Below are 23590 nucleotides of genomic sequence, written 5' to 3'. Positions count from 1 at the left end.
CAAAATGCTAAGCGCAGCCGATGGCTGCGCTTTTTGTTGTGTTGTCCTCCTAGCAATTAAGAGGGTGAGTACATTTGTCCTGTTTTCCACATGACAAGAGACAAAGGCCGTTACCCTGTTCGGCGTAGTACATAAACTGTGATGTAACCCTCAGCCTGACGAATAGGCTCCGTAAGGAAGGTGGATGAGCATGAAGCCCAAACGTACTTCTGCCCGCCGCACGGGACGGCGGGTCTCTCGGATCAAGCGGCGGACTTCGCGTCCGGTGCGGCAAGTCGCTGCAGTCCCTATTGTTAACCATCCAAATCCCTATGTTTCGGTTATTATTCCGGCCATGAATGAAGCGAAGACCATTGCGGGAGTGATAGCCGGAGCTAGAGGGGTCCATCCGCGCTGCGAGGTTATTGTAGTCGTCAACGGATCAGCCGATCAAACGGCAGAAATTGCCCTTTCGCTTGGTGCGCATGTTATTTCCTATGAGTTACCGCTTGGACACGACGCTGGCCGTAGTGTCGGAGCAGAGGCAGCTAAGGGAGAGGTTCTCTTGTTTACAGATGGGGATTTAGTGATTCCTGCCTCGGGGCTACGTCCTTTCGTCACCGCTGTTAGCGGTGGCGCAGACATAGCGCTTAATGATTATTCCGGACCAGTACGGAGACTTTCGCCCCATCCGGTGGTGCTGTCCAAACATGCACTTAATATTTTGCTTGGCCGTCCGGATCTAAAAGGATGTTCGATGACGGCCGTTCCGCACGCAATCAGCCGAAGAGCGCTTGAAATCTTAGGGAGTCAATCATTATCTCGTCCCCCTCTGGCACATGCTCAGGCAGTTCTGAATGGTTTACGTGTGGTAGCTGCTCACAAAGTACATGTAGGGAAACTGAATGCGGTCAGACGTAAGGAAGATGGCACAGATCCTTTGCAGCAGTTGATTACAGCAGATCATATGGAGGCTGTATCCCTCTTGCTTGAACACCGGGGAAACAGGGCGGGGTTCACCGACGGAACCCGGCGCAGAGAGATGGTGAGATGATGGTTGCTCTGTTACAAGTGTCTGGTAGCTCTGCCGTTCGACGAGGAACAGCAACTCGTACGGTAAAGAAACGTTCAGCATCTAGTCAGGCCAAAACAACACTGGCACCCCGCCAAAGGGTAGCGAATCGTTCGGTAAAAAGAGGCATCCCTACCGCTCGGCCACCGATTCTGTCTCGGCAATCCAAGGTAGGTCGCGAGGTGCTGAATTTACCGAGCTTACGTGGGACCTTGTCAGTTATTATCTCCGCGCGTAACGAGGAGCAGACCTTGGGACGTCTGCTGCAACAGGTATCGCGGCTGGGACCTACTGAAATTATCGTCGTGCTTAACGGTTGCAGCGATAGCAGCTTTCCCATTTCCAGACAACATCGTCAAGCAATAGTTGTGCATTGTCCGGAGTCAGTTGGACATGATGTAGGGCGGGCTATTGGTGCGAAGCTGAGTCGAGGAGATATTCTGCTCTTCCTGGACGGAGATATGGTTATCCCTGCATCTCAGCTCGGATTATTCACAGCTGCTGTAGATGGTGGAATTGACGTGGCTCTTAATGATTTGGATCCACTGATGCCTTCTTTTGGATTATGCGATGATGTTACTCGCAGCAAGCTGTTTCTGAATTATGCTCTTGGACGGTACGATCTCGGAGTTAGCTCTATGACGGCTGTCCCTCACGCGCTTTCCCGGAGAGCACTTGAGACTATAGGCTACCGTGAATTAATAGTTCCTCCTAAAGCCCAAGCTCGTTCTGTATTAGAGAAGCTAAGGGTGGAGAAAGTTGGAACGGTGAATGTGATTAAGCATAATCGGCTGCGTCAAGCGAACATAGGCGCTGGAAATGCTGTGGAGAAACTGATCATAGGGGATCACGCAGAGGCTCTCCTTGAGGTGCTTTCCCGTCGAGATGATGGGGGCCTACTTAATAGCGAAACGCAGCGTGAATACCGCAGACAAGTAGCCGCTTGGAGGAACCGGATATGACGATGACTAGTATTATTATTCCGACCTACAACGCGTTGCCACTGCTGCGGTCCTGTGTGGAATCGATACGTGCTTATACTCCACTGCCTTACGAGATCATCGTTGTAGATAATGCTTCATCAGATGGAACGGATGCCTATTGCCGCGCGAATCGTATAACGTTTATTTCGTTGCCTGAGAATCGAGGCTTTCCATCCGCCTGCAATTTGGGTCTACTGCTAGCATCAGGGGATGAATTGTTACTGCTGAATAATGATGTGGTGGTTTCCCATAGATGGTTAACTAATCTGAAGAGATCGCTATATAGTGCTCCTGAAGTTGGTATTGTTGGGCCAGTGACAAACTATGCGAGTGGACGTCAACAGGTGAAGACTGATTATGAAAGTCTGTTAGATTTTCATAAGGCTGCAGAGATAACTAACCGTTCCAATCCTCAAAAATGGTTGGAGACTAAACGTTTGGTAGGATTATGTTTTTTATTCAAAAGAGAGCTACTTACTTCCGTAGGTCTGTTGGATGAGAGATACTCACCTGGACATTACGAGGATGATGACTATTGTTATCGCGCCAGGCTAAAGGGATACCGATTGCTCATCGCAGGGGATTGCCTTGTACACCATGAAGGAAGTGCGAGCTTCAAGCAGGTATACCACACTGGGCTGCAGGAGCTGGTGGAACGAAATCGTAAGCTCTTTATGAACAAATGGAATGTGGATCCAACGAGTTTCATATAAAGTGCAGATCCGAAGGCAAAGGACTTAGATAAAGAGGAGGAAAGTAAGTGAAAGGAGTCATACTGGCGGGCGGAACAGGATCCAGACTTCAACCGCTGACCCGGCTTATGAACAAACATTTGCTTCCGGTCGGCAAATATCCTATGGTCTGTTACGGCATAGATCGGCTTCGCCGGGGAGGGATTACCGACATTCTTCTGGTCATCAGTAAGCAATCTGCTGGTCTGTATACGGATTTTTTAGGCAGCGGTGCAGCATTTGGTGTATCTCTGACTTATAAGATTCAGGAAGCTGCTGGAGGCATTGCAGAGGCTCTCGATTTAGCAGAAGGATTCATTTTCCCTGGGGAACGGTTTGTCGTATTGCTTGGTGATAATCTGTTTATGGATGATCTGACGCCTTACGTGGAGAGCTATCTCCGGCAGCCTGAAGGTACAGCGAAGGTATTGCTGAAGCCGGTGGACGACGCACGTAGATACGGTGTTCCCGTGTTCGATAGTCAAGATTCCGCATGGATTGCTTATATCGAAGAGAAACCTGAGCATCCCAAGACCAAATTTTGCGTAACAGGTATTTATATGTACGATGAAGCTGTGTTTGACATCATCCGCCAAGTATCCCCTTCCAAGAGGGGGGAGCTGGAGATTACCGATGTAAATAATATATATGCTGCTAACCGCAGGCTCAGCTATGATGTTCTCAAGGATTGGTGGAGCGATGCGGGGACGTTCCAGTCTCTGCGGGAGGCGGGAGAGAAGCTGAAGGATGCACTGCCATAAGTGGCAGCGGTAACGTGGAGTGGTCGGCCTTGGGTCGGGCACTCCTTTTTTATAAACTATAAGAAAGTATATTTTTCATACTTTGCTTATATTTCTATGAGATACGGGGGTCGTCCTTATGGACGGCTCCCGTTTTTTTTCTTGATTGGCGCAGCAGTCCGGACGAAGGACCTGATCTCAAGCTTGCGTAGAGATATTATCTTCATCAACCCGGTTCTGTTTGCGGTATTTGAGCGGTGAGGTTCCGGTCATGGTTTTAAATACTCTTCCAAAATGGGTCAGGTTACCAAATCCTGCACGCTCAGCGATTTCCGAAACGGTTAATTTGGAGTCCTGTAGCAGAGAGCGGGCTTCTTTCAGGCGGGTGTTATTTACATATTCGCTGAAAGTAAAACCGGTTGTGTCCTTGAACGTTCGGCTTAAATGGGAGGTGCTTATGGAGAACCTGTCCGATATGTATTCCAGAGACAGAGGCTCAGCGAAGTTACCGTTGATGAAATGGATGATTTGGGAAATTTTCTTATGGGTCCGGTTCGTTTCTACAAAATGCTCGTTTTGATCTGGAAGCTTTTTTCGTTGGATGAAGATCAGCAGTTCCATCAACAGGATTTTCCGATAGTAGTCGAAACCTGGAGGTCTCTTGGTGTCTTCATGAATCAATTTGCTAAAAAGATTCTCGACAAAGATCTGGTCGTAGCCGCTTAACTTGATCGCATTTGATCTGGAGTGAAAGCAGGAGAAGAGGTCGCATGGAAGAGGGCTGTCCGCAAAAAAGTCGCGAAGGAACTCCCTTTTAAACAATAAAGTAACTCTTTCGTACATCGTACCGTTTACATTAATCAGTCTGTGCAGGTCATTAGCGTTAATGAACAATAAAACCCCGCTGACGATTTGAAAGGTTCGGTCTTCTATAAAATAGTACAGCTCTCCAGACACTAAGTAGAGAATTTCATAAGCATCGTGATAATGATTTGAAGGCATACTTGAGACATTTTTTTTCTCTCGGCTAATGTGAAAGGGATCAGACTTATAGAAGTTCATTTCCAGGGGTGTCATCTCCAATCCGGCGGGAATGATCCTCGCAGAAACATGATCCATACCTGAATCAATCGTATCACGTTCATTGACCTGTTGAACAGGATAGAAATTAAATAGCGGTAAAAGTAGAAAATCATTAACAATAACAAAATATGCAGAGATTGAAAAGAAATGAATGCGCTATATTTACATATAAATCGTATTTAAGGAGGGGAAAAGAAAATCAGGGTCCGCTGCAAGTGAAAGTTAAAGCGCTTAAACTATTATCTGCGAAAAGAGGGAACGAGAGTGCAAAAGAAGGGTCATTTGAAAAGAAGGCTGCACCAATCCATTTCTTTGTTGCTCGTGCTTATACTACTGCCATTCCAGATTGCAAATGCTGCACCTGCACCAGATGCTGTCGGTTCAGATTCAATAACCGGTGTAAAGACGATTGCCGAATGGGTGTTTGATGAGGCCGCTGAAAATGTGGGGGTAATCTCGGCTACATACGGTATCTATGAGACAGCGTCTACTTTTCGCAATGTAGGCGGTGTGTTCGAGGATGTGGATGTAAGTAAGAAAGCGATCAGCTATCAGGGCTGGGACAATGGAAACGGGAAAAAGTATTGGCTTGCTACCGTGTCTACAACCGGGTTTGAGAAGATCACCTTATCCTCTGAGCAAAATTCATCCGGGTCAGGTCCGCGTGATTTTAAAGTGCAGACGAGTGTAGACCGACAAACGTGGGAGGATGTGCCGAATACGAATCTTAAAATGGCCGTCTCCAGTTTTGATTGCCCGGGAGATACCTGCAGACTGGTGAATACTCCCCTTCCGAACAGCGATGATCGGGAAATATTATATATTCGCTGGATCGTCAGCTCCGATAGCAACACCAGGGGGAATGATGAGGGCATAGGGGGTTCAGGTTCCAGTAGAATCCGAAATATCAAGGTGTCCGGCGAGCCGATCCCGGGGAAAGAACCTATCATTCCTACCGTAGATCTTGTCCAGCAGCCTGCAGACGGTTCTGGAAATGTGTCTCCCGAAGCTCCCGTTGAAATCAAATTTAACAAGGCCATTGCCCTTGATCCGGGTTATGCTGTCCGATTTGCCGATGAGAACGATCAACCGGTTGATGGGGTTACACTTGAAGTCTTAAACAGAGATACTTTGCGGATAAACCATCCTCCGTTGACTTATGGGAAGTCTTATACAGTAACTATACCCAAGGAGCTTATCAAGGGGGCAGATCTTGTGCCGCTAGTTCGGGAAGTTTCCTGGAGTTTTGGCGTTCAGGATTCGCCTCTTGCTCCAAAATCCATCAATATGACATTTAACGGAGATCCAAAGACGAGCATTGCTTTGGCCTGGTACACGGATGCAATGACGGATACCGTGGTACAGGTTGTAGAAGCCTCAAAGGTTATGGGGAACATTTTCTCGGAGAACGGGGCTTTGACTTATCAGGGAGAGGCCGAAGAAATTGAGACCTTTATGAGTAAAAGCGACAGAAGTACGAACCATAAAACGAAATTTATTAGTCATAAAGTCATTGCAGACCAGCTTCAACCGGGAACAGCTTACAAATTTCGGGCAGGTAACGGCAAATCAGGTGATTGGAGCTCTATCGGCTCGTTCACTACCGATGCTGCCGGCCACCAGCCTTTCCGTTTTATCGCCGGTTCCGATTCACAGGCTTCCAGCAAGTCTGACTTTGAGCCTTGGGGTGATACCTTCCGGAAAGCAGTTGATTATATAGGCGACCCTAAATTCCTGATCAGCGCCGGAGATCTGGTGGATAACGGTGATTTGGAGGAGCAGTGGCAATGGATGCTCGGAGCAGCCCAGAATCAATTGCTGCAAGTGCCATATGTGCCTGTACTTGGCGGTCATGAGGTCATGGATTATGACGGAGACGAGACGACGCCGAATAACAACTTCTACAACCATTTCAACTTGCCGAAACAGGTTGTTGCGGATACCCATGAAGGCTCTGTGTATTCTTTTGAATACGGTGATGCACTCTATCTTGTCTTCAATTCGCAGTATTCGGGGGCACTTGCAGAGAATGGGAAAGATGTGGAATGGGCAGATGACCAATTCTGGGACCAAGTGGCCTGGATGAAGAGTACGGTCGCCCGCAGCGACAAGAAGTGGAAGTTTGTTACTTTTCACAAAAGCCCCTATGCAGCAGGCGACAATTCTGCACAATGGGAAGACGATCGCGTCCAGTTTTACAAGAAATACCTGATTCCTGCCTTTGACGAGATGGGCATCGATATGGTGTTCGAGGCCCATGATCATATGTATATGAGATCCTTCCAAATGTACAATGATGAAGTTATTCCCAAGGAGAAGCTGACATTTGATGGAGAGGGCAATGCGCTCAACCCCAAAGGCACGGTCTATCTCATGTCTAATGCATTCGGAAATAAATTCTATTATAAGAACAATCAATATGAACTGGATGAGAATGGAGAACCCCGCGAGATTCAGGACGAAAACGGGAATCCGGTTCCTTATGATGATTACTTTGCAGCCATCGACGAACAGCCGGAGAAGAAGATGTTTACGGATGTTTCCATCACAGACCGGGTGCTTTCCTTTACAGCATATACCGCAGCCGTAGCGGATGAGAATCAGCCGGACACCGTTGGCGACGGCCTAAAAGCATATGACAAGTATGGGATCAAGCGAACGGACACCAAGCCGGACCCGGCGGAAGCGGTGAAGGTGAAATTGAACGGCAGCAAGGCGGTTCTGACCTGGAGTGCACCTTCCGCAAGTACAGAACCTGTAAGAGGATTCCGGATTTATGAGAAGAATGACAAGGTGAAGACACACTGGAGTATATATGTGCCAGCAGCGGAAGGTCAAACGGAATACACCTACACGGTAGATGATATCAATCCTGCGAAAAAATACGAATTTATCGTCAAAGCGGTCGGCACAAGAATCAATTCAGATCCGGTCGAAGTCAGTACAATCGAAGGTCCAAGCGAGTCGGAGCCGCCTTCAGCACCTTCAGATTTAAAAGGAACTGCGGTTTCTCCTTACCAAATCAACTTGAAATGGACGGCATCGGCCGGCAATATTCAGGCAGCGGGCTACAACGTATACCGCAACGGCAGCAAGATCGGCACGACGAAGGAAATATCCTACGGCGATACCGGGTTAACTCCGGATACGGCCTATAGCTATACTGTGAAGGCCTATAATGCAGAAGAGAAGGAATCGCTGGCGAGCAATACCGTTCAAGTAAAGACTAAACCTTCATCCACTGGAGAGGGTGTCCATAAGGCATTTCCGCAGCATACGTCTTATGTGGCCGGCTCCATTAAGCCGAATCACTTGACTCAGGCCCAACTGGACGCTACGGTGGGCAGATTATATAACGAGTGGAAAACAAAATATCTGAAACAAAATCCATATCAGTCAGACCAGTATTACGTGTGGTATAGCGACGGAGATTGGTTTGAGAATAACGAGATTACAGTTTCAGAAGCGCATGGCTACGGAATGCTGATTACCGCTTTGCTCGCGGGTCATGATCCGGAGGCTAAGAAGTATTTTGACGGGATGTATCGCTATTTCAGAGCACATCCAAGTGAAATCAATCCCGATTTAATGGCATGGCAGCAAGCGGATACCGGCACCAAAATTATTGATATCAATGGTGTGGATTCGGCAACCGACGGCGATATGGATATTGCTTACGCTCTTCTGCTTGCCGACAGCCAATGGGGCAGCAGCGGGGAAATTAACTACTTGTCCCAGGCCAAAAAGGTAATCAACGCTATTATGAAAAGCGATGTCAACCATTCCGAGTGGACATTGAAATTGGCGGATTGGGTCAGTGACAATGATTCCATGTTCGGCAATGCTACACGTCCTTCCGATTTTATGCTGCAGCATCTGAAAGATTTTAAAAATGTATCCGGAGACCCCAATTGGGATCGTGTTACCGATAAGACCTACAACATCATTAATAGTCTGTATGAAAATTACAGTCCAAAAGCCGGTTTGTTGCCGGATTTTGTATTCAAGGATGATACGGATGGGCAATACAAACCGGTAAGCCAGAAAATATGGGATACCCCGGATGGATACTTCCTGGAATCGGAAAATGACGGGGATTACAACTACAACTCTTCCCGTATTCCCTGGCGGATCAGTACGGATTATCTCCTGACAGGTGATAACCGGGCTAAAGAGCAGCTCAGCACACTGAACCGCTGGATTCGGGCCAAGGCGGATAATGATCCGGCCAAGATCCTTGCGGGATATAAGCTGGACGGCACGGAAGCAATCAATGATTATGCAGACACATCCTTCTCCGCACCGATGATGGTCAGCGCCATGATCGATTCATCCAATCAGGAGTGGCTGAATAGATTATGGGATTATAATGCGGCTGTTTCCACCGAAGACGATTTATATTTTGGCAATAATTTGCGTCTGCTCAGCATGATTGTGGCATCCGGCAACTGGTGGACACCAACCATTGTTGATACTGAGGCTCCCATGGAACCAACAATAGAGAGAGCGGAAGCGGTATCCAGCTCTGCCATTGATCTAAAATGGACACCTTCCACGGATAATTTGGGAGTAACGGGATACAGGATTTACCGCAATGACGTTGAAATCAAGACCCTGGAGGCAACAGAATACAGAGATAGCGGTTTATCTGCGGATACCCAGTACAAATACTATATTATAGCTGTTGATGCAGCAGGAAATACGTCCAAGATAAGCAATGTGAGAATCGTATCTACATTAAAGGCCAGCGGGGACGGTAGCTCGGGCAGCGGCGGAGGTGGTAACCCGACTCCAACGCCAACGCCGGCAGCTCCGAAGCCAAGTGAAGGTCCGTCGACAACACCGGCACCAACACCGGAACTGCAGCCAAAGAAACCTGTTTTCAGTGATATCGGCAGCCATTTGTGGGCCAAAGAGGCTATTGAAGCTCTGGCGGCTAAAGGAATCGTTCAGGGAACGTCGAGTACTTTCTTTGAACCGGGCGCCAAGATGAAAAGAGCGGATTTTATATTGCTTCTGGTCAGAGCGTTTGATTTAAAGGCTGGTTTTGAAGTGAGCTTCGCGGATGCCGATCAGGACGCATACTATTATGAAGCGCTGGGAATCGCCAAACAATTGGGCATTGCCAGCGGAGTCGGCGGCAACAGGTTCAATCCGGGAGCAGAGATTTCCCGGCAGGATATGATGGTATTCATCGTAAGAGCATTGCAGAAGTCAGGAAAATTAGCAGAGGCCGGTTCTATCTCCGACCTTGGCAAATTTGCGGATGCCTCTAAAGTGGCTGATTATGCCGTGAAGGCAGCAGCCGTACTGGTCAGGGAGGGCATTGTCCTTGGTGAAGGGAAATTGCTCCATCCAACGGGAGCTGCAACCCGCGCCGAAACGGCGGTTCTCTTTTACAGAATCATCAATAAATATTATTAATCCAAAAGGCCAACAGCCCGTTCCAATGGACCGGGCTGTTGGCCTTTTATTTTCCATTTACAAGGCCTGTTGCAATTTTCTAAAGTATCCTGAGTCCGCCAATCCGCTTGTTTAGAGACGTAACTTGCCTTTATATCCTCGGCACCGTCCCGGCTTCTGCCGCATATGCTGTAGCAGGGCGTTTGAGCAAAGGAGACATGAAGGTGCAGAATAAAATAACAAAAGTCCTGCAGCACATGGCCCATACGCACGAACAGATGGCGCGGATACTAGATGCCGAGCGCCACGTGGCTGTCCGTATGTCGCAAATTGTCCACGATCTGCCAGATGCAGATCCCGGTTTTGACGGTATCAGCGGGATGATCGAAAGCTCAACTCAAGTAAACAAGAATATTATTGCTTACTTGAATGCACTTGCAGATCTGGAAGAAGCGATGGCTGAAGGGGTAGGCAGAGTAATTAAGGAATTGAACGGCCAAGAAGAAGAGTAACGCTATAGGAGCAGGAGGCGGATGATGAGCAGAGAAAAGGCTTATCTGCAAATGCTGGAGTCGACCGCCACTATCCAGTGGAACATTGCAATGATTCTGGAAGCTAAGGCGGTTGAAGCTGAAAAGGTAAAACAGTGGGCACAACATCATATCCACGCTAGAGCTTTCGAATCTCATGAAGAGCAGCTGAAGGAATCCCTCTCCATTCACGAAGTTATCGTGGAAATGGTCGAAGGGCTGACTAAACTGGAGAATGGACTCTACAGCAATTTAAAAGCAGTGCTGGGCAGTGGTGAAGATGATGGTGGCGGGGAAGGTTTTGGAGACATGTCAGGTGATGGATTCAGTTTTGGAGAAGACAGCAAATGAGCGGGGACCGTCTCTCTGAACATGCCGTCAAGCTGGAGATGATCCGCTCCATTTCGCGCAGTCAGGCTGCTTTGGCGGCCATCTTGGAGAGCATCGCCGAATTGACGGGGCAATCTGAGCTGACGGCCCGCAAATTGAGCGACAATATCAGAATCTTAAGTGGGTATCAGAGCGCGATGTGCCGGATGATGTCCGGGATTTCACTACATCAACCGAAACGGGGAATTCCTGCTGCGCCATGGCTGAGCAAGGCATACGCCGTAGGAACCTCCAGAGATCATGGAGCACAGGAGGAATAGAAGCATGAAGAAAAAGAGCCTTAGAACATTACGTTCAGGCAGAACCCGCAGACGCACACTACTGCTCTCGCGGAAAACGAAAGTGCGTAGAGGTCTAGCCCGCAAACCCCGCAGAGGACTTTCTCGGAAAGTCGTTCGTTATGGAAAGACGAAGAAGGGGCTTTTGGTACGAAAGAAAAGAAGACTCCGCCGCAAGCTTGTTCGAAAGGTGAGGGTTATACAAGCACCAGTTCATGTAGTGCCGGTTATCGAGGCTCCACCTGCCCCGCAGGTCATTCCGCTCCCCCCGGACCTTGGCGTTTCGCCGGAAACGCCACCGGCAGACGCCTTTCAGCAGGGGTACACAGAAGCATACAACGTGGGGTTCGACGCCGGTTTCGCCAAGGGCTTCGAGGACGGGCATAAGCTGGAGTTTAATTGAGCAGCGGCAGGTAAGTTAAGAGGAAGGGACCCGGAGATCTAATCTACGACGTGTTATTCTGATCTTTCGTGTCCCTCAGCTTAGAGGGATTGCATCCTCTCTGGAATCATCCTACTATCGGAATTTGTCTCCGAATATGATAGACTTCTAAAACGAGAATCTATTCAGAGGTTTTCAGATGTCGATAAGAAAGAGGGGATAGCAGGATGCAAGTAGGAAATGGGATCAGAAAAGCTAGACAGGATGAGATCGAAGAGATCATGGAATTGATCTCAAAATGTGTACAAGTTATGCAGGCCGCTGGAAGCGACCAGTGGGATGAGAGCTATCCGAATAAAGAGATTATCGAACTGGATATCGCACAGGGTACCTTATATGTATGTGAAGAAGATCAAGCTATCGCGGGTATTCTTGTACTGGATGAGAATGCTTCTGAGGAATATAAGAAGATCGAGTGGAAGCAAAATCAAGGGCCACATCTGATTATGCATCGTTTAGCAGTTCATCCACATATTCAGGGAAAAGGGATTGCGACTAGGCTAATTGCTTTCGCGGAGGATTACGCAGCGCGTAATGGTTACACAAGTATTCGGCTGGATACTTATGCGAAGAATACTAGAGCATTGGAAATCTATCCTCGCCTTGGTTATGACCATAGAGGTGAAGTGGGTTTTCCGAACCGCACGGCGAACTTTCCAGTATTCGAGAAGGTGCTGAAACCGGAACATAGTTAGGAAGCTTTAACATAAAAAAAGGTTCAGAGGGTTAACCTCTGGACCTTTTTTCTTTATTCCCTTAACGGCATGTCTGATATCGAGTATCGGTATTTTTTTGATCCCGGTTAAGGATAAGAAGCCTTCTACCGGATACGCCGATCAGGTAACGAACGTTAACGATATCTTCATCGCTCATATCATCAATGGACAGAACTGCTGTAAGGCGTATTCTTGTTGATGTGCGACCCGTAACGGTGAGTCTTCTTGGGATAAAAGCAATGGTTCCTGTATCTCCCGATATTACATAAAGCCTGTTGTTTCTAGAAACGGTTTTTAAATTACAGAACATGGTGTTGCTCATTGTAATGCCCCAGTACTTTCGAAAATACGAAATAACCTTAGCTCTGGTGCTGAATCTAACCGGCAGACGATAATAATCGGCGCCATCAACGCGGATCACTCTACGAGAATCGGCAGAATCGTAGACCTCGAACCATACTTTTTCAGCAGCGGCGATGAATGCTTGCAACTCATTTGGGGTTTGAGAAATTGTTGGCATTTGATCTCCTCCTCGCTATTACTTTATTAAAAGCGAAGCTATCGGTTCGGGTGATAGGACGAGTATAAAAGCGGAACTTAAGAAACATTGATAAGTAGTGTGGGAAATCATAATTGAAGTTAGGTTTTATTACATATTTGTATAGATAATCATTATTTTTAATTGTGAACAGATCTAATTAAGAAATTTGTGTTAGTTTAAATAACTTTTGTTGACATTAAACCTGTCTTTGTCTTATGATTGATTTATTCAAATTTGGAATAGAATAGCTTCTCTTTTCGTATATCCTTAATAATTGGTTTAAGGGTCTCTACCGGAAACCGTAAATTTCTGGCTACGAAAATATGCTACTGCATATTTTTGTGGCCTTTTTGTGTTACACCGTGAAACGGCAAACGAATGAACAATGAGGGGGATAAGGACAATGGGAAGCATTCTGATCAAAGATGCTGAGATCATTACAATGAACAAACAGGAGGAAATTATTGTCGGGGATGTTCGAATTAAGGATGATATCATCGTAGAAATCGGCATTGGTCTGATCCCGCAGGGAGACGAAAAGGTCATCGATGCCACGAACCGTACGTTAATTCCCGGTTTTGTTCAGACGCATATTCATTTATGCCAGACGTTATTCCGTGGGAAGGGAGATGATCTGGAGCTTATGGACTGGCTGCGTAAACGGATTTGGCCGTTAGAGGCAGCGCATGATGAGGAATCCCTTTATTATTCGGCGATGCTCGGTATTGGAGAACTGATTTCCAGCGGAACCACTACGATTGTTGATATGGAGACTGTTCACCATACGGACTATGCTTTTCAGGCCATTGCTAAAAGTGGAATACGTGCTTTGTCCGGTAAGGTGATGATGGATCAAAAAGGAGGAGATGTGCCTGAAGCACTGCAGGAGGATACCGCTTCTTCTTTACAGGAAAGTGTGGATTTGCTTGAAAAATGGAATGGCTATGGCAATGGAAGGATTCAATATGCGTTCTCTCCGCGTTTTGTAATATCCTGCACCGAACCCTTGTTAACCGAGGTACGAGATCTCTCCGCAAGGTATGATGTGAAGGTGCACACCCATGCTTCTGAGAATTTAGGGGAGATTGAGATTGTACAGGCGATGACCGGGATGCGTAACATCGTCTATCTGGACCATCTAGGATTAGCTAATGAGCGCTTAATACTGGCGCATTGTGTATGGCTGGATGTTGAGGAGCGGCGCATATTGCGGGATCGTGGAGTTCATGTAAGTCATTGTCCTGGCTCAAATCTGAAACTAGCGTCTGGAATTGCTGATACACCGGGGATGCTCCAAGATCATGTGTCACTAAGTCTGGGTGCTGACGGTGCACCGTGCAATAACAATCTGGATATGTTTAATGAAATGCGGCTCGCGGCAATTATTCAGAAGCCTCAACATGGACCTACGACGATGGATGCCCGCAGTGTATTTCGTATGGCAACTATAGGTGGGGCAAAAGCGGTAGGGATGGAAGATAAGATCGGTAGTATTGAGGTGGGTAAAAAAGCAGACCTAGTGCTCCTGAATCTCTTCAATTTCCATACCTTCCCCTCCTATGACGTAGATCCCATCTCTAGAATTGTATATTCAGCTACCCGGGCAGATGTGGAAACTACGATTATCGACGGGGAGATCGTGATGGAAAGAGGTCTGCTGAAGACTGTAGATAAGGAAGTTGTGTTAAATGAAGCGAACCGTTCTATTAAAAGATTGCTTAAGTATACTTCAATCGTCTGAAGATTGATCAACTCATAGTTAACAGGGATGTTCCAATGCCGAAAGAGCAGCGGGGCATCTCTTTTTTTGAGTGGAAGATAATTCTACCATTTTGATAAAAAAAGTAAGTATTGTTATACTAGAACAACCTGATATTTTACAAATTACTAGAATAGATTTGATATTTCGAACAAATGAACATGTAAGAGGGGATTATAAGTGAAAAAGCAAGGGCCGGATCGCGCCCATTTTTTTATCGTTGTTATATTGTTATGGTTAAAGCTGTTGCTTCTGAGAGTGTTGTTCTTTGATAGAATTGCTTGGGAATGGATTGCAGCGGATGTAGCGCCAGTCCTTTTTATTATGGGGATTTTAACGGTGATTACGCCATCTAGGGTGAGAACAACCGTCTATTGGATATTTAACGGCTTTTTATCGCTGTTGCTGTTCGCAGCCGCTGTATATTTTAATCACTTTGGTTCTGTTCCAACCTACCTGGCCTTATCTGAAATCAATCAGGTATTTCAAGTGAAGGCAAGCGTAGAATCTACCATAAAGAGTATTGATTACTTATTCTTCGTGGATTTTGTCATCTTCGCTATCTATGGTTTGATTCGCAGATGGAAACAAGGAAAGACCTACCCGCGTGAACGCTTTAGTTCCCGGAAGACAGGATTCGTGCATGTGGTGGTGATTCTGGTATCCATTATTGGAGGCTTTTCTTTATCGGCATATTCTGTCCACTCTGCACGGGGGATTACAAATGAGCTTGTACAGGCGGAAACTGCCGGATTTCTAAATTATGAAGTCGTTGCTGCGATTAAGATTAATGAAGATAACAATCTCATTGGAACGGGTGATATTAAGGATACGATTGCGAAGGTTGACGCCCTGCAATCTTCCTATCCTTATAGTGACAAGCCAGCGGGTACGACTCCTGATTATTTTGGCTCACAAAAGGGTAAAAATGTAATTGTGCTACAATTAGAAGCTTTTCAGAATTTCCCACTACATCAATCCTTGGATGGTCAAGAATTGACGCCAGTCATGAATAAGTTAGCGGATGAGGGCTTTTATTTTCCTCATGTTTACCAGCAGATTGGTCCAGGGAATACATCTGACGCTGAATTCATGAGCAATACGTCTATTTATCCGATTGGTACTTTGGCCATGTCTACCGGATTCGGGGACAGAGAATTGCCAAGCTTACCACGACTGCTAAGAGATAAAGGGTATGAGGCATACACCTTTCATGTGAATAAAGTAGGGTTTTGGAATCGGAATGAGCTATATCCGGCACTTGGGTTTAATGGTTATTATGACAAAGATTATTTTACGAATGATCATTTTAATGCGTTTGGTGCTTCCGATGAACAACTGTATATTACGGGTGTCGAGAAATTGACAGAGCTGAAGAAGAAGGGAACTCCCTTCTACGCACAGATGGTGACAGCATCCAGTCATCATCCTTTCAAAATCCCAGATTCCTTTAAGAAAATCACTGTGCCTGATAATTTGAAGGATACGATGCTTGGTGATTATTTGACTGCTATAAACTATACTGATTATGCCATAGGTACTTTAATAGAAGGTTTGAAAGAAAATGGATTGTGGGATGACACTGTTCTGGTCATGTATGGCGACCACTTTGGCCTGCAGCCTCAGGACGTTCCGCCAGAGCAAGTGGAAAGTGCACTTGGTGTTCCATATGATTCCCGGATCAGCCGCTTTAATATTCCACTCATTGTGCGTGTGCCGGGAATGGAGCAAGGGAAGGTAGTAGAGCGTACGGGAGGACAACTAGATATCCTTCCTACGATAGCTAATTTAATGGGTGTTTCACTACAACAAGAAGGTTATACAGCCTTTGGTCATGACCTGCTCAACATTGATCGTAATGTGTTAGGGATGAGATATTATTTGCCTTCCGGCTCCTTCTTTAATGATGACATTCTCTATGTCCCTGGAAAAGGATTTGCAGATGGTGAAGCTGTGTCGCTGGATACGCTCAAGCCGGTAACGGACTTCTCGAAATATCAGAGCGATTATGAGTATGTATTGAAGCTAATGAATTTGTCCGACGAATATGTGAAGCTGTTACCACAGAGATAGGGGGAATCATGAAAAAGTTCTGGAAACCGGAGTATCTCGTAAGCCTTGCCGGCTGCGGTCTCATTATTTATCTGCTATTCGTAGGACCTTTTATTGGGGTTGCTGATAATGGAGATTTCCTGCGTATGATGAATACCATCGGTCTGAACTACTATGATACTGCAGCATCGTATACCGACCAGTTTTTTAATTTTAGCCATTCTCGTTTTGCGTATGAGAATTTGTTTAGGGGCTTCTATCCTTCTTCACAGATTTTGATTGTGCTTGTACCGAGGTTGATCGGCGGGCTCATCCATGGCAGCTTTTTTGATGTTAGATTGCTCGGTGCAGTTTACGGTCTTCTTTTACTGGTGGCGACCTGGCTGCTGGTGAAGTACAATGCTCGCGGCTCTTATGTTACGGGGCTGCTGCTAGGTGCAGCTATTTTGTTTGTATTCTATGATATTGGGTATTTGGCATACTTTAACTCCTTGTTTGGAGAACCGGTATCGATGGTGTTTATGCTGTTGACCTTTGCACTGGGGTTAAGACTCACTAGCCAAGAAAAACCTACGACTAAGGGGTTAACCTTATTTTTTATTGCGATACTGTTTCTGGTCACCTCCAAAATTCAGAATGCGCCGATTGGGATTGCCTTTGCATTGATCTTCCTGCGGTTTATGACGCTTGATGGTGAGCGAAAATGGAGAAAGCTGGCCTTACGCTTTTCGATTGCGATATTTCTGGTATCCATCGTTATGTACGTGACGGCGCCAAAAGAGCTGAAGCATATTAACCTGTATCAGACTGTGTTTTTTGGGATATTAAACGAATCACCGGATGTGAAGGGAGATTTGCAGGATCTCGGATTGCCGGAGCGGTTGGAGGTACTTGCGGGCACGAATTATTTTCAGACCGATACAGTGATCAAACAGGATGATCCTTCGCTGGTACCGGATTTCTACGACCGGGTATCCCATAAGGATGTATTGTTCTTCTACTTAAAACATCCAGGACGGTTAATAGATAATATGGAATATGCTGCGAGTAACAGTATGGCGATTCGTCCTTATTATCTAGGGAACTATGAGAAGAGTGAAAATAAGCCAGCAGGTGCATTATCGTACACTTACAGCGGGTGGAGCGAATTCAAGAACAAGCATATTCCGCATACGCTCGGATTTCTCACTATATTCTATCTGGTGTATTTTGCCGGGGCGGTGTTCCAATATTTCCGTAGTCGGGATGTTCGGGGAAGAGTTGCTGGTGAACTGCTGATGTTATTGGGACTGATAGGGATTTTCTCCTTCCTGGTTCCGATTCTTGGGGACGGAAGGGCTGACATCGGTAAGCATTTATTCTTGTTTAATGTGTGCTTCGATATGATGGTTGTAGTCATGTTCGGATGGGTTGTACACAAGGTAGTGGGAATTGTAAGACGTTAATTTATGGAACAAATCAAACAGCAAGTTTCCGATTATGGAGACTTGCTGTTTTTATTAAAATATAAGAATTTATATGTTCCATGTTGTAAATTATCCTTATATTTCTCGCTTAAACGCTTACCGTCCTTATAGGGACGTCGAAGGTGTTTATGCTTGTTCATCCTCTAATAGCTCACGCAGCATACCCTGGCGGTCATTCATAAATGCTTTGGTCACGGTATAGTGCTCTGTTTCCTCCAAGGCGACAGACCTTATGCCCTCACCTTCTAGAAGAAAAATCTCAGCTCCCGGATAGGACATTAGAATGGGAGAATGGGTCGCGATAATAAACTGTGAATCCTGTTGCACTAGCTCATGCATACGCACCAGCAGAGACATTTGCCGTAGAGGAGATAGAGCCGCTTCAGGTTCATCGAGAATATAAAGACCACGCCCTCCAAAACGATGAACGAACGCTGCGAAAAAAGACTCTCCGTGAGACTGCTCGTGCAGAGACTTGCCTCCATAGGAGTTCTTGATTGGTGGACCAAAACTAGGCTGTTCATCTAATTCATCAATGTAGGAAGCCACATTATAATAGCTCTCCGCGCGTAGAAAAAAGCCGTCCTTCGGACGTCTAACCCCTCTAGCAATTCTAAAATACTCATAGAGACTCGAATGCGAGGAACGAGTGTTAAAAGAGAAGTTAAGTGTTCCACCTTCAGGATTAAAGCCCCACGCAGCAGCAATTCCCTCTAGCAAGGTAGATTTCCCTGTGCCATTCTCCCCGACAAGAAAGGTTACTGGTTTTTGAAAAATAAGCCGATCCAGTGTTCTTACGGCTGGCAGATGAAATGGATAGGTTTGGAATGATGGAACCTGATCACGAAGCAGTTCTGCATGGCGCAAGTACAATGTGGTGTTATTCATAGTGCCCCCCCTTGTGAATGCCATAAATAATCATTTCCGCTCAGATATGACGAGATGTAAGTCTCAAGCTAGACCTTTATAGTATACCAGCATCCTGTGAGTGGACGAAATCTTCTAAGGTTCGGGCAAGCCGGGCAAAAGACAGGGGACATCTGCCAATTTAGTTCTAGTAAAGACAGATGTCCATGAGGCGAGTGCTGACTCCGCATATAGTTATACTGTCTTGAGAATACGACGGGGCAGGGTGAAGGCCGTGAAAGCGAGAAAGAGAAAAAAACACAAGCATCCGCGAGAATATCGCGACGGTTATCACGAAGGATATCGTCTTGGCATGTGTGAGGCTGTGCAGCGTCTGAATACTCCAGGGGTCGAAGCCTGCCGACCATTTAAGTTAATGTATGTTCCTCAAGGATTTCAGGCGATCGACACTGGCGTAACGGAGGCGCTGCAGCAGCTTGTAAGTGAGCTTGTAATAAGTACTCCTGAAACGATGTTGGAAACCGCGGCACGGGAAATGCCTGGGGCAGTGCTAGTGATGAATGGGCTTCATGTATTCCCGGAAAATCATTTAGAACAGATTTCGGAGATAAGAAAGCTAGGCATCCCAACCGCCATTTGGTTTGTGGATGATCCTTATTTTACAGAGGACACTTCAGTCATTTGCAAGCATTATGATCACGTATTTACACATGAGCTGGGTTGCGTAGAGTTTTATCAATCCCTTGGGGTGTCATCGGTTCATTATTTGCCACTATGTGTCAATCCAAAGATGTTCTACCCACGGCGTACCGGCCCGCAATATCAGTATGACATTGTATTTATTGGTAATGCATTTCGTAATCGGACAGAGCTGTTTGACGAACTGGCACCTTATCTTAAGGGAAAAAAAGTGCTTATCGCTGGGGGGTTCTGGGAACGCCTCGCAACCTATGATCAACTTACACCTTTTATCAGCAATGGCTTTATCCCGCCTGAGGAGACAGCGAACTACTACAGTGGAGCAAAAATAGTCATTAATATTCACCGCCCGTGGGAAGAGGGTCAGGATAACCGGAATAGCTACCGCCTTCCTTCACGCTCCATTAATCCGCGCACCTATGAGATCAGCGCCTGCGGTACTATGCAGCTTACGGATGTTCGTGAGGATTTGGGCAATTATTATCGGCCTGGTTATGATCTGGATACTTTTGGCTCCGCTAAGGAACTGCAGCAGAAGATTGAGTACTATTTGAAGCATGAAAAAGAGCGGCGAATCTATGCTTTACGGGGATTACGGACTACCATGCGAAACCATACATTCACTGCGCGTTTGCCTCATTTGCTGAATGTAATTGCTTCACGTGTATGAAATCTATAACGGGATAAAGGAGCGAGGATTATGAACAATAATGAATTTATTATGCCTACCCCCCCATTACCTCTGACACCTCCGGAGGAAGAAAAGCTGCGTGGTCGTCTGAGTGGTTTCAAGGGGGGGTATGATGAGGGCTATTTACGGGGGCGTCTTGCGATCCTGAATGGTCGATCTGAAGAAGTATTTCCTGTGCGGAATATTCATGTCATGTATGTCGCTTCTGGCAAAGGCTACCCTTACTCTCCTTTAGATGATGCGGTTCTTTGCGCACTACAAAAATTAACAGCTCAAGTCACAATTACGGATGTGCGTCAAAATCTAGTAGAACTGGCTGCAGTGCAAAGACCGGATCTAGTATTGGTGCTAGACGGGATGGATTTACCTCTTGAGCAGATCGATGCAATACGCACTAGTGGCATTCGGACAGCTATTTGGCTTACTGATGATCCTTATTACACTGACTTTACGGTCAAGATTGTGGCTCACTACGATTTTGTATTCACACTTGAACGTAATTGTATTGAGTTCTATCGGGGACTTGGTTGCCCAGAGGTCCATTATCTCCCCTTTGCTGCTCACCTGGAACATTACCGTCCTACTACAACACGTTCGTCAGTGAATCGGGAAGTTAGTTTTATTGGCTCCGCCTATTGGAACCGGGTGAACTTCTTCCGTGAGATTCTTCCTGATTTGATGAACTATAACACGGTGATTAACGGAATCTGGTGGGATCGTCTGCCTGAGGCTCCGCTCTACGGTGACCGTATTGAAATTGGCAAATGGATGTCCCCACAAGAGACGTCAGTAGCTTACAGCGGCTCCAAAATCGTCATTAACCTCCACCGCTCGCACATTGATGAAGTGGTTAATAACAATACGCTTTCGATTCCTGCCGTTTCTCCTAATCCACGTACCTTTGAAATTGCAGCAACGGGCACGTTGCAATTAGTAGATGCTAGAGATGATATGGGATCTTTCTACAAACCGGATGAAGAAATTGTGACCTTTGCGAGTCCTCAGGAAATGATGGATAAGATCCGTTATTACTTAACCCATGAGGAGGAACGCCGGGCGATCGCGTTGCGTGCTTTTGAACGGACGCTCAAGGATCACACTTACGCAAAACGTATTCACCAGATGCTAACAGTAATCTACGGCTAGACTTAGGCCTAAACTGGATATGGAAATGTGCGCTTAGCAGGGGACAGGTGTCGTGCCGGCATCTGTTTTTCCTCGATATACTGTAGAACCGGACCTCAGCGTATGCCTGTAACCTGATGAAAAGAAGCTGATGGAGCGGCTTGTATAGCTGAACGGAGGCAAAGGTGGGTTATGGGCTGAGAGGGCGAGGCTCGGGCTAAGCGAATGCTTCCGAAGCGAGTTTTACTACGGAGTAAGAGACTGAGCAACGCTTCGTAAAACTTTTAGGGAGGTGAATGGCTGCTCCAGGCCCTCGTTAGGGAGCGCCGAAACGCCATGGCTGATAAAGCTACAATCGTCCTCTTTTCACATGTATCTAATACACGCAGTATTACCGGAGCGGAGAAGCTGTTGTTGTTTTTCGCTCAGGAGCTTTCTCCGTACTTTAATTGTATTCTCGTTGCACCACAGGACGGCAAGCTGACTGCTCAGGCTCGAAGCTTCGGAATAAGTGTACAACTGCTCTCAATTCCTCTTTTATACGGAATGTACACTCCTTATGCAGGGCTCGAGGCAGATGCTCGTAAATTCCAGGAAAGCAGGGAGTACCACGAGTTAACAGACTGGCTGACCTCTCTGCGCCCGGCGTTTATTATTACAAGTACCTGTGTCCATGCTTTGCCAGCAATGGCTGCCAATTCACTGGGCATTCCGGTGGTATGGAAAATATCAGAGACGATAACAGACAATGAATTTACACCCATTAGTGTAGGGCTGATTCATCGGAATAGTGATGAGATTCTGGCTATTTCACAAACGGCAGCAGCTTGCTTTCCAGAGGAAGTAAGAGCGGAGAAAGTGATTCAGCTTCCCCCTTCTTGGAATGACAAAGAGATGATGATTGAGGCTTGGAGCAAGCTTCGGGGCGAACGACGGCGAGAGCTAAAGATTAAACCGCAGGAGCAGCTGGTCGGTTATATTTCTTCCTTTATTAATAAGGAAAAAGGATTGGAACATTTTGTGAAAATGGCTGTGCTTGTGTACGCGGTCCATCCTAGTGCGAAATTTGTTGTCATAGGTTCAGCTGGTGACAAAAGCTACTATGATCGGTGTGTCCGCAAGGTAAAGCTCGAGGGTCTGTATACCCGATTTAAATTTGTTGGTTATGCTGAATGCCTTCCATCTGCTTATTGCGCTATGGATGTGCTGGTTGTTCCCAGCCTGATCCGCGAAGGCTTTGGAATGACCGCTTTGGAAGGAATGGCTTTTGGAAAGCCTGTGGTCGCTTACGACTCCGGGGGCTTGCGGGAAATCCTGCACTCAGCAGGCTGCGGCGAAAATCTCGTGCCCGCGTCGGACATTTCCGCGCTGGCCGAAAGAGTCAACGTTATGCTGGCGCAGCCGGGACTGGCGATAACCATAGGCGCCCAAGCGCGGGAGCGCGTCGACGCCGTTTATGGTCCGGCGGCTTATCGGAGCCGCCTGCAGGGTCTTGCGGAGATGTGGAGCCTCCGCTATTGCAGCGCACCGCCGGTGCGCGAGGCTGACAGCGTGGTGGAACCACCCGCTATCCTGCCTGAATTGCCCGCTGCGTCGCCGGCTTTGCCGCGAAGCAAGGGCCTGCCGAGCCGCGTCGCCCGCAAGCGACGCGGCAAAGCCCGGGCGCGCCGGCGAAGCGGGCGCCCGTTGGTTTTACGCCGCGCTGCTCGTAAGCGGCGTAAGGGCTCTGCCCGGCGGCGTAGCACCGCCGGGGGCAAGCGCCGCCGAGCCCGCCGGGGTGGGCGGCGGCGCGCAGGGTAAGTGCCTCGCTTGCCGCGAAGGAGGCAAGCTGAGCGGAAAGAGGGGCATTTATGCTCCAGATTATCGCGAATTCGGCTAAAAGAGCGAAAAGAGGGGTATAAATCCCGTAAATTGACGCGATTCGAGCCGGAACCGCCAAATGATCGGTATAAATCCCGCAAATTGTCTCAATCTACTATTCTACCAATCCTGCTAAAAGCCCAAACCGCGCTTCTAGCAGTCTCAGTCCACCCGACTGAGCCA

19 protein-coding genes and 1 riboswitch are annotated in these 23590 nt (G+C 46.9%); of the genes, 16 read left to right on the top strand and 3 right to left on the bottom strand.

Annotated elements, in window-relative coordinates; translation table 11 throughout:
- Positions 1-190: 190 nt before the first annotated feature.
- Genes PAENI_RS08650 through PAENI_RS08635 form a run of 4 tightly spaced genes read left to right on the top strand, consistent with a single transcriptional unit; the run spans position 191 to position 3526 of the window.
- The gene (locus PAENI_RS08650) at positions 191-1033 is read left to right on the top strand and encodes a glycosyltransferase family 2 protein (protein WP_316502762.1); all 843 of its coding nucleotides are present in this window, start codon (positions 191-193) and stop codon (positions 1031-1033) included.
- Positions 1030-2013: a glycosyltransferase family 2 protein gene (locus tag PAENI_RS08645; protein ID WP_143764120.1), complete on the top strand. Its 984-nt coding sequence runs from the start codon at positions 1030-1032 to the stop codon at positions 2011-2013. The genes PAENI_RS08650 and PAENI_RS08645 overlap by 4 nt, the downstream gene beginning before the upstream one ends.
- Positions 2010-2747: a glycosyltransferase family 2 protein gene (locus tag PAENI_RS08640; protein ID WP_042191509.1), complete on the top strand. Its 738-nt coding sequence runs from the start codon at positions 2010-2012 to the stop codon at positions 2745-2747. The genes PAENI_RS08645 and PAENI_RS08640 overlap by 4 nt, the downstream gene beginning before the upstream one ends.
- A 47-nt stretch (positions 2748-2794) precedes the next feature.
- A complete protein-coding gene (locus tag PAENI_RS08635) occupies positions 2795-3526 on the top strand; it encodes a sugar phosphate nucleotidyltransferase (protein WP_042191506.1) in 732 nt (243 codons plus the stop codon).
- A gap of 177 nt (positions 3527-3703) precedes the next feature.
- Here PAENI_RS08635 and PAENI_RS08630 read toward each other — a convergent pair whose 3' ends face one another.
- Positions 3704-4582 (bottom strand): AraC family transcriptional regulator, encoded by an 879-nt coding sequence (locus PAENI_RS08630; protein ID WP_262495566.1) that lies wholly within the window; start codon positions 4580-4582, stop codon positions 3704-3706.
- 270 nt (positions 4583-4852) lie between these two features.
- Between PAENI_RS08630 and PAENI_RS08625 the strand changes: the two genes are divergently transcribed.
- The 6 genes from PAENI_RS08625 (at position 4853) to PAENI_RS08600 (ending at position 12326) form a co-directional block, all read left to right on the top strand.
- Positions 4853-10012 (top strand): glycosyl hydrolase family 8, encoded by a 5160-nt coding sequence (locus PAENI_RS08625; protein ID WP_262495558.1) that lies wholly within the window; start codon positions 4853-4855, stop codon positions 10010-10012.
- 203 nt (positions 10013-10215) lie between these two features.
- On the top strand, positions 10216-10503 hold the full coding sequence (locus PAENI_RS08620) for a hypothetical protein (RefSeq protein WP_042191504.1): 288 nt from the start codon (positions 10216-10218) through the stop codon (positions 10501-10503).
- Positions 10504-10527: 24 nt separating this feature from the next.
- Positions 10528-10872, top strand: a complete 345-nt coding sequence (locus PAENI_RS08615) for an alpha-helical endospore appendage domain-containing protein (protein ID WP_042191502.1) — start codon at positions 10528-10530, stop codon at positions 10870-10872.
- The gene (locus PAENI_RS08610) at positions 10869-11171 is read left to right on the top strand and encodes a hypothetical protein (protein ID WP_042130853.1); all 303 of its coding nucleotides are present in this window, start codon (positions 10869-10871) and stop codon (positions 11169-11171) included. The genes PAENI_RS08615 and PAENI_RS08610 overlap by 4 nt, the downstream gene beginning before the upstream one ends.
- A 4-nt stretch (positions 11172-11175) precedes the next feature.
- The gene (locus tag PAENI_RS08605; protein ID WP_076285968.1) at positions 11176-11592 is read left to right on the top strand and encodes a FliH/SctL family protein; all 417 of its coding nucleotides are present in this window, start codon (positions 11176-11178) and stop codon (positions 11590-11592) included.
- Positions 11593-11798: 206 nt separating this feature from the next.
- The gene (locus tag PAENI_RS08600) at positions 11799-12326 is read left to right on the top strand and encodes a GNAT family N-acetyltransferase (protein WP_042191497.1); all 528 of its coding nucleotides are present in this window, start codon (positions 11799-11801) and stop codon (positions 12324-12326) included.
- A gap of 61 nt (positions 12327-12387) precedes the next feature.
- Here PAENI_RS08600 and PAENI_RS08595 read toward each other — a convergent pair whose 3' ends face one another.
- Positions 12388-12867 carry a DL-endopeptidase inhibitor IseA family protein gene (locus PAENI_RS08595; RefSeq protein ID WP_076285969.1) on the bottom strand — a complete coding sequence of 160 codons (480 nt, stop codon included), beginning with the start codon at positions 12865-12867 and terminating at the stop codon, positions 12388-12390.
- 258 nt (positions 12868-13125) lie between these two features.
- Positions 13126-13224, top strand: a riboswitch (purine riboswitch).
- Between the two features lie 67 nt (positions 13225-13291).
- Here PAENI_RS08595 and PAENI_RS08590 point away from each other — a divergent pair.
- From PAENI_RS08590 to wsfD, 3 genes are all read left to right on the top strand, one after another.
- Entirely contained in the window at positions 13292-14629 is a 1338-nt protein-coding gene (locus tag PAENI_RS08590; protein WP_149644978.1) for a 5'-deoxyadenosine deaminase, read from the top strand.
- 198 nt (positions 14630-14827) lie between these two features.
- A complete protein-coding gene (locus PAENI_RS08585; RefSeq protein WP_149644977.1) occupies positions 14828-16720 on the top strand; it encodes an LTA synthase family protein in 1893 nt (630 codons plus the stop codon).
- Between the two features lie 8 nt (positions 16721-16728).
- Positions 16729-18144, top strand: a complete 1416-nt coding sequence (wsfD, locus tag PAENI_RS08580) for a glycan biosynthesis hexose transferase WsfD (RefSeq protein WP_149644976.1) — start codon at positions 16729-16731, stop codon at positions 18142-18144.
- A 147-nt stretch (positions 18145-18291) separates the two neighbouring features.
- Here wsfD and PAENI_RS08575 read toward each other — a convergent pair whose 3' ends face one another.
- Positions 18292-19053, bottom strand: coding sequence for an AAA family ATPase (locus PAENI_RS08575; protein WP_149644975.1), 762 nt, complete (start codon positions 19051-19053; stop codon positions 18292-18294).
- A 331-nt stretch (positions 19054-19384) separates the two neighbouring features.
- Here PAENI_RS08575 and PAENI_RS08570 point away from each other — a divergent pair, with 331 nt between their 5' ends.
- From PAENI_RS08570 to PAENI_RS08560, 3 genes are all read left to right on the top strand, one after another.
- Positions 19385-20401 carry a CgeB family protein gene (locus PAENI_RS08570; RefSeq protein WP_081383023.1) on the top strand — a complete coding sequence of 339 codons (1017 nt, stop codon included), beginning with the start codon at positions 19385-19387 and terminating at the stop codon, positions 20399-20401.
- A gap of 51 nt (positions 20402-20452) precedes the next feature.
- The gene (locus PAENI_RS08565) at positions 20453-21568 is read left to right on the top strand and encodes a CgeB family protein (RefSeq protein WP_149645074.1); all 1116 of its coding nucleotides are present in this window, start codon (positions 20453-20455) and stop codon (positions 21566-21568) included.
- A 315-nt stretch (positions 21569-21883) separates the two neighbouring features.
- A complete protein-coding gene (locus PAENI_RS08560) occupies positions 21884-23347 on the top strand; it encodes a glycosyltransferase family 4 protein (RefSeq protein WP_149644974.1) in 1464 nt (487 codons plus the stop codon).
- The last annotated feature ends 243 nt before the right edge of the window (positions 23348-23590 follow it).

This window comes from Paenibacillus sp. B2(2019) (assembly GCF_008370385.1).
GTDB lineage: Bacteria > Bacillota > Bacilli > Paenibacillales > Paenibacillaceae > Paenibacillus_AQ.
Note: the sequence above shows the minus strand (reverse complement) of the source record. Positions and strands in the feature narration are given on the sequence as shown.